Raw genomic sequence first — 15,525 nt, forward strand, 5'->3', positions numbered from 1 at the left:
GCGGCGGCGGGACGGGGTCAGACGGGCTCGGTCGCCGGGGAACCGGCGGGGCACAGGCGCTGTGCCGCGGTGCGCGCAGCGGTGTCGTCGGAGGGCTGGGAGCAGGGCAGGAATCCCTCGGCGACCGTCTCCCAGGTCCGCACTCGGCCCCGCACCGGCGCGTTGTACCCACAGGTGTAAGTGAAATGGGCCTCAACCAGGCTTATCGATCCCCAGGAGTAGTACGGGCCCTCCAGATCCCCGGTGTCCAGGAAGTACTGCGACTGCTCGGGCCGCATCACCTCCGACGGACCGGCCAGGGCGTTGTCCGTCTTCAACCGGTCGCCCAGGGCCTTGATCACGCGGGCCGCGCCGACCCCCTTGGGCGTACGCGAGACGACGACCCGGTAGACGGTGTCGTCGACGGGCTTGAGGGTCGCCCCGTAGTGCTCGGTCCCCTTGGGGAAGGTGACCGGGTCCGCGAGCGTGGTCAGTTCCTGCCACTGCCGCACACCGGACCACCGGTACGTCCCGTGCGCGCAGATCGTGGCCGCGTCGGCGGCGAGCCGGCTGCTGCCCGCCGTGACACCGCAGCCCGCCGAACCAACGCCCAGCACCACCACGGCCACCGCCGCGCTCCAACCCCGCACAACCCACCCCCGTACGACAACCGCCGCCCCGCGAGTAGCTGCGGGACGGCGGCCGTGCTCGTCATGTGCGGGTGATGTTAATCCCTAGCTCTTGGTCGGGCTGGCCGAGGGGTGGGCGCCCTTCTTCAGGAAGCCCATGTCCTCGTAGACCGGGGTCTGGAAGCCGAAGGAGCCGGCGTTGACGACGGTTCTGCGGGCGGCCGTGAGCTGGGGGCGCTGGTAGAGGGGGATCGAGCCGGCCGCCGCCCAGATGCGGGCGTCGGCCTTGCGGACCAGGGCGGCGGACTCGTCCTCGTCGAGGGTGGAGGCGGCCTGGTCGAAGAGCTGGTCGACCTGGTCGGTGCCGACGCGGGTGTAGTTCTGCTCGACGTTCAGGGAACCGTCCGCGGCCGGCACCGGCTTGGCGAAGATCGGGCGGGCGTCGGTGGCGGGGAAGGCGGACGCGGGCCAGGAGTAGAGGGCGAGGTCGTACTGGCCGGACGCGATGTGGTCCTTGAAGTAGCTGTCGTCGGAGACCTTGGTGATCTCGGTGCGGATGCCGACCTTCTCCAGCATCCGGGAGATGCTGTCGGCGACCGCGCTCAGCGACTCCGAGCCGGTCCCCGAGGGGAGCACGAAGCGGAGGGTGAGCGGCTTGCCGTCCTTGGCGAGCGGCCCGTTCTTCGCGCCGGCGGGGGCGGCCGTGCCCTTGGGGGCGTACGCGCCGGGCGCGCCGCCCTGCTTGACCTTGCGGCCGTCGTACTGCTTGCCGTCGGCGAGGTGCTTGGAGCCCTCGTCGCCGCCGTGCCCGGACGCCTTGTCGTGCTTCTTGGTGTGGTCCTGCGGGTCCTTGTTGTCGTCGCCGACGATGTACTGCCCGTCGGATCCGCCCTCGGACTCGGCCTCGTCGTCGGACTTCTTGCCCTTCTTGCCCTCGGCGCCGGCGGCCTTCTCGCCCTTCTCCTTGAGCGGTCCGCCGGGCACCCAGCCGGCGTCGGCGAGCAGCGCCTGCGCCTCCGCGGTGTCGTGGTCGCCGAGCGCGCCGCTGTTGTCGGCGTACGCGGTCTGGCCGGAGAGCGCGAGATGGCTGCCGACCGGCACGGCGGGCAGACCGAGCGGCTTGAGTACGACCTTCGCCAGCTCGGTGCGGTCGAGCGCGCGGGCCACGGCACGCCGGACGCGCTCGTCGGCGAGGGGGCCCTCGGAGCCGTTGAGGGCGAGCTGCGTGTAGGCGGGCTCGAAGGAGCGGCGGACGGTGAAGGCGCGCAGCGCGTCCTGCTGGCGCAGGTACTTGGCGAGCGCCTTGCGCGCCTTCTTGCCGAGCTTCTTCTTCTCCTTCGGGCTCTCGTTCTTGCTCTCGTCCCCGCTCGTGGGGCTCGCGCCCTGGAGCGGGGTGCTCGTGCCCTTCGCGCGGCCCGCGAGCGCGATACGGCCCGCGTCGGCGGGGTCGATCTCGGCCAGGTCGACCGTGCCGTCGGCGAGCGCGGCGGCCCGCTTGTCGAGGGGTACGGCGTGCAGCACGATCTGGGAGAGCTTCGCGGGCCGGCCCCACCAGTGCGGGTTGCGGGCGAGGACGATCTCCTTGTCCTTGCGGTCGATCTTGTGCACCGCGAAGGCGCCGGCGGTGACCTTCAGCTTGCGGCGCGCGCCGTCGTTGAAGGCGTCCGGGGTGCCCATGACGTCCTTGGGGTACAGCGGCGAGAACAGTGACTTCCAGTCGGCGTACGGCCTGCTGAAGGTGACCTTGACCTCTAGGTTGCTGGCGCCGCGCTCGATCTTCTCGATGCGGTCGTAGCCGGCGTTGCGGGCGGTCCAGTACGCGGAGTCCTTGCCGGACAGGGCGCGCCACTGGGCGGCGAAGTCGGCGGCGCCGATCTCGCGGCCGTCGCTCCACACGGCCTGCTGGTCGAGCTTGTAGAGGACGACCTGCTTGGGTTCGGTGTCGACGACCTTCGCGGACTCCAGGTAGTCGGCGTCACGCTGCGGCCTGCCCTGCGCGTCGAGCCGGAACATCGCGGGCAGCACGGCCTGGGCGACGCGGGTGGTGGCGTCGTCGGCGTCCGACTGGAACGTGTTGAGGGTCTCCGGTACGTCGTCCACGGCCCAGTTCAGGGTGCCGCCGTCGGCGACCAGGTCACGGCCGACGGGCGCGATGTCCTGGCCGGCCAGCGGCTTGCCCGACTCGTCGTCGGAGCCGCACGCCGCGAGGGTGGGCACCGCGAGCGCGCCCGCGGTGAGGAAGGCGACCGAGCGCATGACCGCGCGCAGTCTGACGCCGTCGTGGGACATCACTGCTACCTCCGGTAAGCCGCGGGACTTCTGATCACTTTTGGGCGTATATGGAGCTGATCAGATCTTTGCGGCCACTGAAGAGGAAACGGTTCGGCCATGAAGGGCGACACGGCGAGGGGCGCCGGGAAGCCCACCCGTGCGGCGCAATGTTCGAATCTGCCCCCGTACACACCAACACACCCCGGCCAATCCGTGCACACCGCTTCCCACCGGGAGGTGTGGCGCGCAACACTCGCAGGCGCATGAACGTTGCCGTCCAGGGCCGACGCCCGCGGAAGTGAGGTCACGTCATGTCCGTGCACGACGAACTGACGTCAGTCCAGCGCTGTCTCGACGACCTGTTCAGGTCGGTGGGACGGCTGGAGAACCAATTCGGCAGCGGCGGCCTGGAAATGCGCAGGGTCAAGGCCGACGCCGACCGGCTGCGCGAGAGCGTCGCGCTGCTGCGCGACGCCGCACCAGGGATCGAGCGCCCCCGGCGCCCCGATCTCGTCTCCATCCCCGACACCCCCTACGACAACACCCTGTGGACGGACTCGGACGACGAAGGACTCGGCGCCCACGACCGCCACGCACCCTGAACCGACCGGAGTCCTGACTTGGCCACTGGTACGGAACCCCATCTGAACAGCGGCGGCGTACACACCGGTACGCGCGCCGCGATCGACGCCCCGCATCTGCGGACCGACCGCTGGTGGCTGGCCCCGGCCGGCACCGCCGCCGGACTGCTGGCCTTTATCGTCTACTCGACGTGGCGGGCCTTCGCGGACTCGAACTACTACTCGGCGCCCTATGTCTCGCCGTTCTACTCGCCCTGTCTGGCCGACCGGTGCCGGACGATGCACGCGGGCCCGAACGCGGATCTCTTCGGGAGCTGGTGGGGCATCTCCCCCGCCATCATCATCCTGATCTTCCCGCTCGGCTTCCGCCTGACCTGCTACTACTACCGCAAGGCCTACTACCGGGGCTTCTGGGCCTCGCCCCCGGCCTGCGCGGTGGCCGAGCCGCACAAGAAGTACAGCGGCGAGACCCGCTTCCCGCTGATCCTCCAGAACGTCCACCGGTACTTCTTCTACGCGGCGATCCTGGTGGCGGGCACCCTGACGTACGACACCGTGCTGACCTTCCGCGACGAGCACTACCACTGGGGCCACATGGGCCTGGGCACCCTCGTCTTCCTGGCCAACATCGTGCTGATCTGGGCGTACACCCTCTCCTGCCACTCCTGCCGGCACATCGTCGGCGGCAAGCTCAAGCACTTCTCCAAGCATCCCGTGCGCTACAAGGCGTGGAAGTTCGTGGGGAAGCTGAACAACCGTCATATGCAGCTCGCCTGGGCGTCGTTGATCAGCGTGGCGGCTGCCGACTTCTACGTGTACCTGGTCGCCTCCGGCGCTTTCAACGATCCGAGGTTTTTCTGATGTCCGTGGTCGAGCGACAGGAGTGGGACGTCGTTGTGGTCGGTGCCGGTGGCGCCGGTCTGCGGGCCGCCATCGAGGCGCGCGAGCGCGGTGCCCGTACGGCGGTGATCTGCAAGTCGCTGTTCGGCAAGGCCCATACGGTGATGGCCGAGGGCGGCATCGCGGCGGCGATGGCCAACGTCAACGAACACGACAACTGGCAGGTCCACTTCCGCGACACCCTGCGCGGCGGCAAGTTCCTCAACCAGTGGCGCATGTCCGAGCTGCACGCGAAGGAAGCCCCGGACCGCGTATGGGAGTTGGAGACCTGGGGCGCCCTCTTCGACCGCACGAAGGACGGCAAGATCTCCCAGCGCAACTTCGGCGGCCACGAGTACCCGCGCCTCGCGCACGTCGGCGACCGTACGGGACTTGAGCTGATCCGCACGCTCCAGCAGAAGATCGTGTCGCTCCAGCAGGAGGACTACAAGGAGACCGGCGACTACGAGTCCCGCCTGAAGGTCTATCAGGAGTGCACCGTCACAAGGGTGTTGAAGGACGGCAGCCGGGTCTCGGGCGTCTTCGCCTACGAGCGCGAGACCGGCCGCTTCATGGTCCTCGAAGCCCCCTCCGTGGTGATCGCGACCGGCGGGATCGGCAAGTCCTTCAAGGTGACGTCGAATTCGTGGGAGTACACGGGCGACGGGCACGCGCTGGCACTGCTCGCCGGGGCACCTCTCCTCAACATGGAGTTCGTGCAGTTCCACCCGACGGGCATGGTCTGGCCGCCGTCCGTGAAGGGCATCCTCGTCACCGAGTCGGTGCGCGGTGACGGCGGAGTGCTGCGCAACTCCGAGAACAAGCGGTTCATGTTCGACTACATCCCCGACGTCTTCAAGGAGAAGTACGCCGAGTCGGAGGCGGAGGGCGACCGCTGGTACGAGGACCCCGACAACAACCGGCGTCCCCCCGAACTGCTCCCCCGCGACGAGGTCGCCCGCGCCATCAACTCCGAGGTGAAGGCGGGCCGCGGCTCACCCCACGGCGGGGTCTTCCTGGACGTGTCGACGCGCATGCCGGCGGAGGTGATCCGGCGCCGACTCCCGTCCATGTACCACCAGTTCAAGGAGCTGGCCGACGTCGACATCACGGCGGAGGCGATGGAGGTCGGGCCGACCTGTCACTACGTGATGGGCGGCATCGCGGTCGAGTCGGACACGGCGGCGGCACGCGGGGTGCCGGGGCTGTTCGCGGCCGGTGAGGTGGCCGGCGGCATGCACGGCTCCAACCGGCTGGGCGGCAACTCCCTGTCCGACCTGCTGGTGTTCGGCCGCAGGGCGGGCTGGCACGCGGCGGACCACGCGGCCGACCTGGCGGACAGCCGCCCGCTGGTCGACGACACCGAGGTCGACCTGGCGGCGGCGGAAGCGCTGCGCCCCTTCTCGGCCGAGGGCCCGGAACCGGGCGAGGAGAACGGCCGTACGCCCGAGAACCCGTACACCCTCCACCAGGAACTCCAGCAGACCATGAACGACCTCGTCGGCATCATCCGCCGCGAGGGCGAGATGGAACGGGCGCTGGAGAAACTGGCCGATCTGCGGGTACGGGCCCGCCGGGCGGGAGTCGAGGGCCACCGGCAGTTCAACCCCGGCTGGCATCTCGCCCTGGACCTGCGGAACATGCTGCTGGTCAGCGAGTGCGTGGCCCGGGCCGCGCTGGAACGCACCGAGTCGCGCGGCGGGCACACCCGCGAGGACCACCCCGGTATGAACCGCGACTGGCGCCGCCTCAATCTGATCTGCCAACTGACCGACCCCAACGGCGGGTTGGCGGCCGCGGACCCGGTGTCCGGCCAGATCTCCCTGACCCGCGAGACCACCGATCCCATCCGCGCCGACCTGCTCGCCCTCTTCGAGAAGGAAGAGCTGGTCAAGTACCTCGCCGAAGAGGAGCTGTACGAGTGAGCAGCTACGAGGCCCGCTTCAAGGTGTGGCGGGGGGACGTCAAGGGCGGCGACCTGGAGGACTTCAAGGTCGAGGTCAACGACGGCGAGGTGATCCTGGACATCATCCACCGCATCCAGGCCACCCAGGCCTCCGACCTCGCCGTGCGCTGGAACTGCAAGGCGGGCAAGTGCGGTTCGTGCTCGGCGGAGATCAACGGCCGCCCCCGGCTGATGTGCATGACCCGCATGTCCGTCTTCACCCGCGAGGAGACGATCACGGTCACCCCGCTCCGCGCCTTCCCCGTGGTCCGCGACCTGGTCACGGACGTCGGCTTCAACTACCAGAAGGCCAGGGAGATTCCGTCGTTCGTGCCGCCGGAGGGGGTCGCGGCCGGCGAGTACCGGATGATGCAGGAGGACGTCGACCGCTCGCAGGAGTTCCGCAAGTGCATCGAGTGCTTCCTGTGCCAGGACACCTGCCATGTCGTCCGGGACCACGAGGAGAACAAGACGGCGTTCGCCGGTCCCCGATTCCTCATGCGGGTCGCGGAGTTGGACATGCACCCGCTGGACGCGGCGGCCGAGAGCGGCCTCGACCGCAAGAAGACCGCCCAGGACGAACACGGCCTCGGCTACTGCAACATCACCAAGTGCTGTAGCGAGGTCTGCCCCGAGGGCATCCACATCACGGACAACGCGCTGATTCCCTTGAAGGAAAGGGCAGTTGACCGGAAGTACGACCCGCTGGTGTGGCTGGGGTCGAAGATCATGAGGCGTTCTTCAGAAGGGTGAGGACCTCGCCGAGGTGGTGCTCGGCGATGCCCCGCATGAACTCCGGGTCGTGGAAGTCCCCTACGTCGAGGAGACGGAGGGGGCCTGCCACCAGGGAGAGGTGCGTCGCCGCGCGGTAGAGGCGCAGGCGGTCGGGGTCGAGGTTCTCGGTGCGCAGGGGGTCGTAATGGCGGCCGAAGCGCAGGCGGAGGAAGACGTGCTCCCACTCGACGTCGAAGTACATCAACCCCTCGATGTCGATGAGGGCGAGTTCGCCGTCGGAGGTCACGCGGACGTGGTCGCCGCCGAGTTCACCGTGGATGAGGGCGGGGGGCTCGGTGCGGGGGCGGACCTGCGCGGCCAACGCGCCCAGCCAGTCGGCCAGTTGGGTGTGGACGGCGGTGACTCTGGGCTCGCGTGCGGCGAGTTCGGCGAGGTCGCTCAGGGCACGTTCGGCTACGACCTCCGCGCACGAACCGCCGTACGAGGAACCGCCGTTGTCGACGACGGCGACCTTCCCGAAGCGCGGGCCCGTGCAGGCGTGCAGGGTGTCGAGCAGGGCCGCCATCTTCTCCAGCGCCTCCGCCTTCGGTACGGCGGCCGGGGCCCCGTTCAGCAGGTCCTCCAGGGTGCCGCCCGGGAGGTCCTCGACGATCGCCGCGTCCGCCGGGAGGTGGGTGTGCGTGGGATCGGCGTGGAGGAGTCGGGGGGCGCGGACGCCGGCCGCGGCGAGGCGGTTCGCCGCCGTGGTGAAGAGGGTGAGGCCGGAGGCGTGGGAGAAGGGGTCGCGGGGGTCGCCGGGGCCGGCGTCCCAGAGGTCCTCGTCCGGGGACCAGACGTAGGCGACGGCGGTCGAGCGGTCCTCGAAGGCGAGGCGGTAGACGCCCTTCTTCGAGCCGCCCCGGATGCGGGTGACTGCCGTCGGGGTGCGGTTGAGGGCGGCGCGGGCCAGCGGGGTCAGGTCGGTGCGGGTGAGGGCCTTGCGGCTGGCGGTCACAGAGTCCCGGGGCGCTGCGCGCGCCACTGGAGTACACCGCCGAGGATGATCAGGGCGAGCGCCATGGCCGCGCCCACGTTGTCCATGGCCAGGGAATCCGCCCACCAGTGCACGGACATCCCCGTCCCCATGCCCAGTGCCGAGGTCAGCGCGCCGTAGCCCCACAACTCGGGCCGTACGACCCTGCCTCGCGCCATCGGCGGCATCCAGCCGGTCGTCGCCGTGACGACTCCGAGCGCCGCCAGCAGCAGCAAGGCCGCCGCGGCCAGCCATGTCAACACCATCGCCCACCCCCATCAGACGTGACAGATCATCGCACCCGCAGCTGTGAACAGCACCGTATTTGCACGGCACTTGACCTCGCGCTCAGTGCACCCAGCCCTCCCGGTACGCCGTCCAGTCCGCCTCCGTCGCCGCGAAGTCGACGTACAGGGCGACGCCGAAGTTCGTACGGTCCGCGTCCGTGCGGGACAGGCCGAGGCGTACGCCGCGTACGGCGGCGGGGACGGTCTCGGCGGCGCCGCGGTGGCCGAAGCGGTTCTCGTGGAAGAAGGGCAGGCCCATGAGGAGGTCGGTGGAGTCCGGGGTGACCTCCAGGGCGAGGGAGGTCTGCTGGGCCACATAGCCGCCGTAGAGACTCTGGAGGGGCTGCATCGTGTCGTACGACATGACGGCGATCTGGTCGACGCGGCGGGCGACCTGGCCGAAGTACGCCTGCGACCACCACTTGGGGTGGTTGGTGACGGTGCCCCAGAAGGAGTGGAAGGCGGGGAGCGGGTCGATCTGGTGGGCGGCGACGGAGAGTTGGGCGTGGTGTGCCTGGGTGACCGCGTGGAGTCGGTCGAGGAGGTCGAGGTAGTTCGCGTCGCCGGAGTGGAGGGGTTCCAGGTCGAAGTGGGCGCCCTCGAAGCCGGCGGCGAGGATCTGGCGGGTCGAGGTGACGATGGCTGTGCGGGTCGCGGCGTTCTGCAGGCGCAGGCCGTCCGGGCTCTCGGTGGCGAGCTTGTCGCCCAGCCAGGCCTGGACGCGGACCCCGGGCAGTTCCCTGTGCACCGACTCGATCAGCCAGGCCGCCCTGGGGTAGTCCGACTCCGGGAGGGTGCCGTCATGCTCCAGCGGGCCTGAATGGACGTACAGGTCGCGGATACCGGTGCTTTTCAGCCGACTGGCCAGCGCTGCCATGTCCGCGTCGGTCTTACGACCGTCCACCCACGCGTGCCCCAGCCAGATCGCGTCCTTGCCCCTGGTGTACGTGCCGTCGGACACCTCACCGGCGTAGTTCACACGAAGGGCGACCTCAGCACCGAGGATGGCCAACAACAGGGCAAGCACAATCCCGACCACACCCCGCCGAACCCACTTCGTTCTCCCACCCCGCCCACCCGTACTACTTTCGTCGTCGGGTGCGGGTGGCCCTTGTGGGGGTACGGCGCCATCGGCGGCATCGGGTGAACCGGCCGCCGCAGGCCCGTCGGTCGCCGCAGGCCCGTCGGTCGCCGCAGGCCCGTCGGTCGCCGCAGGCCCGTCGGTCGCCGCAGGCCCGTCGGTCGCCGCAGGCCCGTCGGTCGCCGCAGGCCCGTCGGTCGCCGCAGGCCCGTCGGTCGCCGCAGGCCCGTCGGTCGCCGCAGGCCCGTCGGTCGCCGCAGGCCCGTCGGTCGCCGCAGGCCCGTCGGTCGCCGCAGGCCCGTCGGTCGCTTCGCTCCCGCCGCGCCTCCCGGTTGCCGGTTCCCCGGGCTCCGCCCCGTCACCCTCTGCCAAGCGAGCCGGAGCCGTGCCCTCCCCCGGCTCCGGATCAGCCGGCGCGTCCCCAGCCTCAGCCCCGGCTTCCAGACCGGCTGGCGCTTGCGCCTCCCCGTCCTCCGGCCCCGTGTGCAGGTCTCCCCCAGGTATCCCCGGATCAGCCCCGGCCCCCGCACCCGCATCCGCATCCACCGCTACGCCTCCCTCACCAATCACCGGCTCAGCAGACGCAGCCCGCTCCCCGTTTGCTGACCCCTCCCCTACTTCCAGCGCAGCCCCTGTTTCCCCTTCCCCCACGCCCACTCGCCCCGAGCCCATCCTCGGCTCCGGTCTCGAACCCGACCCCCCTGCGTGCCCCATCCGCGCGCCACCCCTCCCCATAGCCGAACACCTCGTACCTCACGCACACCCCACCCACCCCCACGTCCCACCCGAGGCCCATCCCGGTCGCGCGTCCGCAATCCTGCTCATACGCTCCGAAATGTGACGTCATCCTTGATACGGGGCCGGCCGCGGCGCGGGACCTCCCACATATCCGTGCGGGTGGGGCACGCCGTGTTGGGTGGGGCGGTCGGGGTCGTGTGGCTGGTGTTGCCGGTGATGACGATCAATGCGGAGGTTCCGGTTGCGGCCGCCCGGGGTGGGCCCGTCGCCGCCGCGGCCGGGCACGGGGAACGGGACGCCGAGGGGACGACGTCCGGCGCCGACCTCGTCCTGCCCCTCCTCGCCGTGGGCGGAGTGGGCGTACTCGCGGGGTACGGGTATGTACGCCGCACCCGTAGGGGCCGTACCCGTACTACTCCCGGTGTCGTGTCAGCCCAACCGCCCGTGACCCCGCTCCCCACACTGGAACGCCAGGCCGGTACCGCCCTCGTCCAGGCCGACGACTGCCTGCGCACCAGCCGTGAGGAACTCGCCTTCGTCGAGGCCCGGTTCGGGGCGGCGGCCGTCGAACCGTTCGTACGGGCCCTGCGGGAAGCCGAGCGTGAACTCTCCGCCGCCTTCTCGATACGCCTGCGCTACGGGCACGGGGTCCCGGAGGAAGAAGCCGCCCGGCGGCAGGCCCTCGCCGGCATCGTCGGACGCTGCGCCGAAGCCGGGCGGCGACTGGACACGGAAGCACCGGCGTTCGATCAACTCCGGGCGCTGGAGCGGGAGATGAACGAGGCGCTCGGCGTCGCGGAGGCACGGTTCCGCGAACTGACCGGCCGCACAGGGGGCGTTGAAGCCACACTCGCCGGCCTGCGACACGCTCACTACCCGGCACCCGCAACCACGACCTCCATCTCCGCCTCGACCTCCGTCTCCGCCCCGACCTCGGCTACCACCGTCACCGGATACGTCGAACAGGCCAAAGACCGGCTCGTGTTCGCCACCACCCATCTCAACCAGGCCCGCCAAGCCGCCGACTTGGGCCACACCGGCGAAGCCATCCGCGCCCTCCGCGCCGCCGAGGGCGCCATCAGCCAGGCCGACACCTTCCTGAACGCCGTCGACCGGCTCGCCAACTCACTCGCAGACGCAGCCGAGTTGGTGCCGGCCACTCTCACCGGCGCGGAAGCCGACATCGCGAGGGCGACAACCAAAGGAGCCACCGGTCCGCTCCACACCCAGCTCGCCCACACCCAACTCACCCAGACCCAGCTCGCCCACGCGCACACCACCCTCGCCGCCGTACGAGAGGAACTGACCGGCGACCACTCCTACGGCTACGACCCCCTCGACGCCCTGCGCCGCATCGTCCAGGCCATGCTGCCGCTGGGCGCGACGCGGGACGGAGTCCTCAGTGCCGCCGCATGGCTCGTCGCGCGGAACGACGTCGGCTCGGCGGACGGTTTCGTGGCTACGCACCGGGGTGCCGTGGGCGTAGAGGCCCGGACCCGGCTGACGGAAGCGGAACTGCTGCTCAAGACCGACCCCGCCGCAGCGGACGTACCCGCGCTGGACGCCAGGGAGTTGGCCGAGCAGGACGTCCGGGTACACGGAAACCCGTACGCCGGTGCCGCCGACGAGCACACGAGCGGGGTCGGCGGGGCGGTCCTCGGCGGGATCCTCCTCGGCGAGGACCCGGACGGCGGCCCACCCCTCGCCTTCGGCGGACCGGCCACCCGGAAACGCCGGGGCCTCCCGCCGACGTAGAACACCGCAGTCGGCATCAGCGAGCACCGGCACAAGCCAGACCAGAATCCAGCCGCCCCAGAACAACCAGAGCTGTGCACGCCGTCAGAACCGTCAGAGCTGTCCGAGGCGTCAGAACAGACTCAACAACGCCTCCGCCGGATCCACCATCCCGTTCTCCCCGTCCGGCAACGGCAGTTCGAACCACACCGTCTTTCCGCGTGGCGTCCGGCGCGAGCCCCAGGCCGCCGACAACAGGCCGACCAGCTGGAGGCCCCGGCCGCCCTCGTCCGTGTCGCGGGCGCGGCGGCGGCGCGGTTGGACGAGGCCCGCGTCCCAGACCTCGCACACCAGGGTGCGGTCCAGCAGCAGGCGCAGCCTGATCTCGCCCTCGCCGTACCGCAGCGCGTTCGTCACCAGCTCGCTGACGAGCAACTCGGTGGTGTCGACGAGGGGTTCGAGGTCCCAGGACTTCAACTGGGCGCGGGCGTACTCGCGGGCGCGGCCCACGCTGCGTGGTTCGCGCGGCAGGGTCCAGTCGCCGACCGAGTCGGCCGGCAGGCCCTGGACGCGGGCCATGAGGAGCGCGATGTCGTCCTCGCCGTGGTGGGTGTCGAGGGTGCTGAGGACGTGGTCGCAGACGTCCTCCAGGTCGCGGTGGGTCTCGGCGTTCAGTGCCGCCGCGGTGGACGGGTTGCCGTCGGAGGAACCACGGGTCGCCGGGTCGGTGAGGGCGCCTACGAACGCCTGGAGGCCCTCGTCCAGCGGATGGTCGCGGGATTCGACCAGTCCGTCCGTGTAGAGCGCCAGCAGTGCGCCTTCGGGGAGTTCGACCTCGACCTCCTCGAAGGGTTCGCCGCCGACCCCCAGGGGCATGCCGGGCGGGACGTCGAGCATCAGGGCGGCCTCGCCCGGTTCCACCAGGACCGGTGGTAGGTGGCCCGCGTTGGCGAAGGTGCAGCGCCTGGTCACCGAGTCGTAGACCGCGTAGATACAGGTCGCGAGGTACACCTCGGCGAGGTCGGCCTCGCGGGGGCGGCGGGCCGCCCGGGTGGCCTGCTGGACTCCGCCGGGTGTGCCGAGGCCGCGGGCGATCTCGTCCAACGCCGAGAGGACTTCGGCCGGTTCGAGGTCCAGGAGGGCCAACGTGCGGACCGCCGTGCGGAGTTCGCCCATCGCCACCGCCGCGCGTAGACCTCGGCCCATCACGTCCCCCACCACCAACGCCGTGCGGTGGCCGGGGAGTTCGATGACGTCGAACCAGTCGCCGCCGACCTCCGTCGCCGCGTTCCCGGGAAGGTAGCGGCAGGCGATGTCGAGGCCGGAGGCCTCCGGGTCGCCGGGCGGGAGGAGGGACCGCTGCAGTATCAACGCCCGTTCGTGCTCGCGCCGGTACAGCCGCGCGTTGTCGATACAGACGGCGGCCCGCGCCGCCAGCTCCACCGCGAGATCCCGGTCCCGGTCCCCGAACGGCTCGCTGCCCTTCGTACGGGCGAACTGCGCGAGTCCCACGACCGTGTCGTGGGCGACCATCGGAACGACCAGCGTGGACTGGACCGGGCCGCCCTCCTCGGCGGCGACGGACTGCGGGCGCGCGGTGCGCAAGGCGTCCGCGCAAGGCGAGTTGAAGGGGTAGTGGTGGACCGCGCCCACCGCGACAGGTGCGCCGCCGCCTACGAAGGGGGCGTCGGAGACCGCGCTGGCGAAGGCCACCCGACGGAGTTCCGCGCTGCCGTCGGCGCGGCCCGGCGGGGTCTCGTCGCCGGCCAGGAGGCCCTGGTAGAGGTCGACGGTCGCGAGGTCGCAGAAGCCGGGGACGACGACGTCGAGGAGTTCGCGGGCCGTGGTCTCCAGGTCGAGGGAGTTCCCGATGCGGGCGCCGGCCTCGTTCAGAAGGGCGAGATTGCGCCGCGCGGACGCGGCCTCACGGGCGGCGGCGCGACGGTCGGTGACATCGGTGCCGAGCCAGGCGATGCCGATGGGGCGGCCGCTGCCGCTGTGCACGCGGTAGAGGTTGATGGACCAGTGGCGGCGCTCTTCGGAACCCGGCACGAGGCCGGTGACCTGCATGTCCGTGATGGAGTTGCCGGTCTCCAGGACGCGGCGCAGGGTCGCGCTGACCCGCTCGGCCTCGGGGCTCTGCAGATAGTCGTGGACGCCCCGGCCGCGGTGGTCGTCCGGGGTGCCGCCGAAGGTGTTGGCGATCTGCTGGTTGGCCCGCCGGACCCGCAGGTCGGGGTCGATCAGCAGGAAACCGAACGGAGATTGACCGAATATCGACTGCGAAGCGGCGAGATCGGTCTCGATCCGACGCAGGATGCGGACGTCGACGACGATGCAGACGGCGGCCCGCTCGCCCTCCTCGGTCCGGGTCGGCATCACATAGACCTCGGCGAGACCTTCCTTGCCCGGCTCACCCTCGGCGGTCTCCGGCACCTTGAAGGGGACCACTCCGGTCCACTCCCGGCCGTCCAGGATCTCGGCCATCTTCCGCTGGCCGCGCTCGTGCAGTTCGGGGTCGACGAACGCCTCGATGGGATCCATGCCCACCGCGCGCTCCGTGGGGATGCCGAACAGCTGCTCGGCCCGCAGGCTCCACTGGTCGACGAGCCCGTCGGGGCCTATGGAGAAGGAGGCGACCTTGATGTAGTCGTAGATCGAGCCGGGTGGGCTGCTCTGCCACATGGCGTCGCCGACGGTCATCGCGTCACCGCCGGACATGCCGGCCATGACGTCCGCGGCGGACACGCCGTCGTCGCCGGGCACGTCGATGAGACCCGCGGCCTCAGCCCTCGCGCGGTCCGACGGGTCCTCGGACTCCGTGGCCTTCGCTGGTATCTCGCTCACGCGAACCGTCCCCTCCAGCTCACCGCGTCCGGCACCGGTCACCGGGGGCGGCTGCCCGCAGTATCCAGCACTACGGCGCCGCACAACACGGTGTTCACGATCACAGGACAATCCCGATGCATTTCGGACCTGCCTGCGACAACACTCCCAGTCTTCTAACCAGCGGACACGCAGTCGAACCACGCCTGACGACAACCGTCACAGGCCTGAACCAGTCGATGGACACGGCTGTCCGGTTCGTACAGCTGTGTTCGCCCTCGGCTCACCCCGGTACGGCCAGTTCGAACCACACCGTCTTGCCCGTCTCCCCGGGCCGGGTGCCCCAGCGGACGCAGGCGCCGGCGACCAGTTGGAGACCCCGGCCGCTCTCGTCCTCGGGGCGGGCGACGCGCTCGCGGGGAGGATCGGGCAGCGGGTCGGAGACCTCGACCAGCAGCACGCCGGCCGGGCCGACGGGCCGCACCAGCCGGACGCCGATGGGCCCGGTGGCGTGCCGCAGCGCGTTGGTCACCAGCTCGCTGACCAACAGCGCCGCGATGTCGGCGAGGGCGTCGAGATCCCAGTCGCGCAACTGACCGCGGACGGCGGAGCGCGCGGTGCGGACGGCTCCGGGGTCCGCGGGAAAGGTCCACTCGGCGCAGTCGCCTTCGGTGTCGATCAAGCCGATCACATCCCGGGCCAGCCAGCTCACCCATGTCCGATTTCATGGGGTTAATGGGCACATACCCGATATTCAGGGCCCGGTACCGTCCCCAAGGGCGCACTGTGGCACGAACGGCGTACGCCGATCCCGGCGCGCTCCACCAT

12 protein-coding genes are annotated in these 15,525 nt (G+C 70.6%); 5 read left to right on the forward strand and 7 right to left on the reverse strand.

Going from position 1 to position 15,525, the window contains the following annotated elements:
* Positions 1–17: 17 nt before the first annotated feature.
* Together OG714_RS19090 and OG714_RS19095 are read right to left on the reverse strand one after the other, a co-directional pair.
* Positions 18–608, reverse strand: coding sequence for a hypothetical protein (locus OG714_RS19090; RefSeq protein WP_406122503.1), 591 nt, complete (start codon positions 606–608; stop codon positions 18–20).
* 105 nt (positions 609–713) lie between these two features.
* Entirely contained in the window at positions 714–2,897 is a 2,184-nt protein-coding gene (locus tag OG714_RS19095; RefSeq protein ID WP_406122505.1) for an ABC transporter family substrate-binding protein, read from the reverse strand.
* 293 nt (positions 2,898–3,190) lie between these two features.
* Here OG714_RS19095 and OG714_RS19100 point away from each other — a divergent pair, with 293 nt between their 5' ends.
* Genes OG714_RS19100 through OG714_RS19115 form a run of 4 tightly spaced genes read left to right on the forward strand, consistent with a single transcriptional unit; the run spans position 3,191 to position 7,037 of the window.
* The gene (locus OG714_RS19100) at positions 3,191–3,481 is read left to right on the forward strand and encodes a hypothetical protein (RefSeq protein ID WP_019058435.1); all 291 of its coding nucleotides are present in this window, start codon (positions 3,191–3,193) and stop codon (positions 3,479–3,481) included.
* 18 nt (positions 3,482–3,499) lie between these two features.
* The gene (locus OG714_RS19105; RefSeq protein ID WP_406122507.1) at positions 3,500–4,321 is read left to right on the forward strand and encodes a hypothetical protein; all 822 of its coding nucleotides are present in this window, start codon (positions 3,500–3,502) and stop codon (positions 4,319–4,321) included.
* Positions 4,321–6,264 carry a fumarate reductase/succinate dehydrogenase flavoprotein subunit gene (locus tag OG714_RS19110; RefSeq protein ID WP_406122509.1) on the forward strand — a complete coding sequence of 648 codons (1,944 nt, stop codon included), beginning with the start codon at positions 4,321–4,323 and terminating at the stop codon, positions 6,262–6,264. Before OG714_RS19105 ends, OG714_RS19110 begins: the two co-directional genes overlap by 1 nt.
* Positions 6,261–7,037 (forward strand): succinate dehydrogenase/fumarate reductase iron-sulfur subunit, encoded by a 777-nt coding sequence (locus OG714_RS19115; RefSeq protein ID WP_406122511.1) that lies wholly within the window; start codon positions 6,261–6,263, stop codon positions 7,035–7,037. The genes OG714_RS19110 and OG714_RS19115 overlap by 4 nt, the downstream gene beginning before the upstream one ends.
* Here OG714_RS19115 and OG714_RS19120 read toward each other — a convergent pair.
* The 3 genes from OG714_RS19120 to OG714_RS19130 all read right to left on the reverse strand — a co-directional run bounded on the left by OG714_RS19120 (position 7,012) and on the right by OG714_RS19130 (position 9,771).
* Positions 7,012–8,013, reverse strand: coding sequence for a phosphotransferase family protein (locus OG714_RS19120; RefSeq protein ID WP_406122513.1), 1,002 nt, complete (start codon positions 8,011–8,013; stop codon positions 7,012–7,014). The genes OG714_RS19115 and OG714_RS19120 overlap by 26 nt on opposite strands.
* Positions 8,010–8,297, reverse strand: a complete 288-nt coding sequence (locus tag OG714_RS19125) for a hypothetical protein (RefSeq protein ID WP_406122515.1) — start codon at positions 8,295–8,297, stop codon at positions 8,010–8,012. The genes OG714_RS19120 and OG714_RS19125 overlap by 4 nt, the downstream gene beginning before the upstream one ends.
* An 82-nt stretch (positions 8,298–8,379) precedes the next feature.
* Positions 8,380–9,771, reverse strand: a complete 1,392-nt coding sequence (locus tag OG714_RS19130; RefSeq protein WP_406122517.1) for a hypothetical protein — start codon at positions 9,769–9,771, stop codon at positions 8,380–8,382.
* Between the two features lie 582 nt (positions 9,772–10,353).
* On the opposite strand from OG714_RS19130, the gene OG714_RS19135 reads away from it, so the two are divergent.
* The gene (locus OG714_RS19135) at positions 10,354–11,892 is read left to right on the forward strand and encodes a hypothetical protein (RefSeq protein WP_406122519.1); all 1,539 of its coding nucleotides are present in this window, start codon (positions 10,354–10,356) and stop codon (positions 11,890–11,892) included.
* A gap of 111 nt (positions 11,893–12,003) precedes the next feature.
* On the opposite strand, the gene OG714_RS19140 is transcribed toward OG714_RS19135, so the two are convergent.
* Both OG714_RS19140 and OG714_RS19145 read right to left on the reverse strand, forming a co-directional pair.
* Positions 12,004–14,718: a SpoIIE family protein phosphatase gene (locus OG714_RS19140; protein ID WP_406122521.1), complete on the reverse strand. Its 2,715-nt coding sequence runs from the start codon at positions 14,716–14,718 to the stop codon at positions 12,004–12,006.
* A gap of 262 nt (positions 14,719–14,980) precedes the next feature.
* Positions 14,981–15,388 carry an ATP-binding protein gene (locus tag OG714_RS19145; protein ID WP_406131871.1) on the reverse strand — a complete coding sequence of 136 codons (408 nt, stop codon included), beginning with the start codon at positions 15,386–15,388 and terminating at the stop codon, positions 14,981–14,983.
* Between the last annotated feature and the right edge of the window lie 137 nt (positions 15,389–15,525).

This window comes from Streptomyces sp. NBC_00989 (assembly GCF_045162655.1).
Taxonomy (GTDB): Bacteria; Actinomycetota; Actinomycetes; order Streptomycetales; family Streptomycetaceae; genus Streptomyces.

Excerpts from the sequence above, each read along its gene's own strand:
- OG714_RS19125 (WP_406122515.1), bottom strand. The coding sequence starts at position 8,297 with ATGGTGTTGACATGGCTGGCCGCGGCGGCCTTGCTGCTGCTGGCGGCG.
- OG714_RS19110 (WP_406122509.1), top strand. The coding sequence starts at position 4,321 with ATGTCCGTGGTCGAGCGACAGGAGTGGGACGTCGTTGTGGTCGGTGCC.
- OG714_RS19135 (WP_406122519.1), top strand. The coding sequence starts at position 10,354 with ATGACGATCAATGCGGAGGTTCCGGTTGCGGCCGCCCGGGGTGGGCCC.
- OG714_RS19100 (WP_019058435.1), top strand. The coding sequence starts at position 3,191 with ATGTCCGTGCACGACGAACTGACGTCAGTCCAGCGCTGTCTCGACGAC.
- OG714_RS19095 (WP_406122505.1), bottom strand. The coding sequence starts at position 2,897 with ATGTCCCACGACGGCGTCAGACTGCGCGCGGTCATGCGCTCGGTCGCC.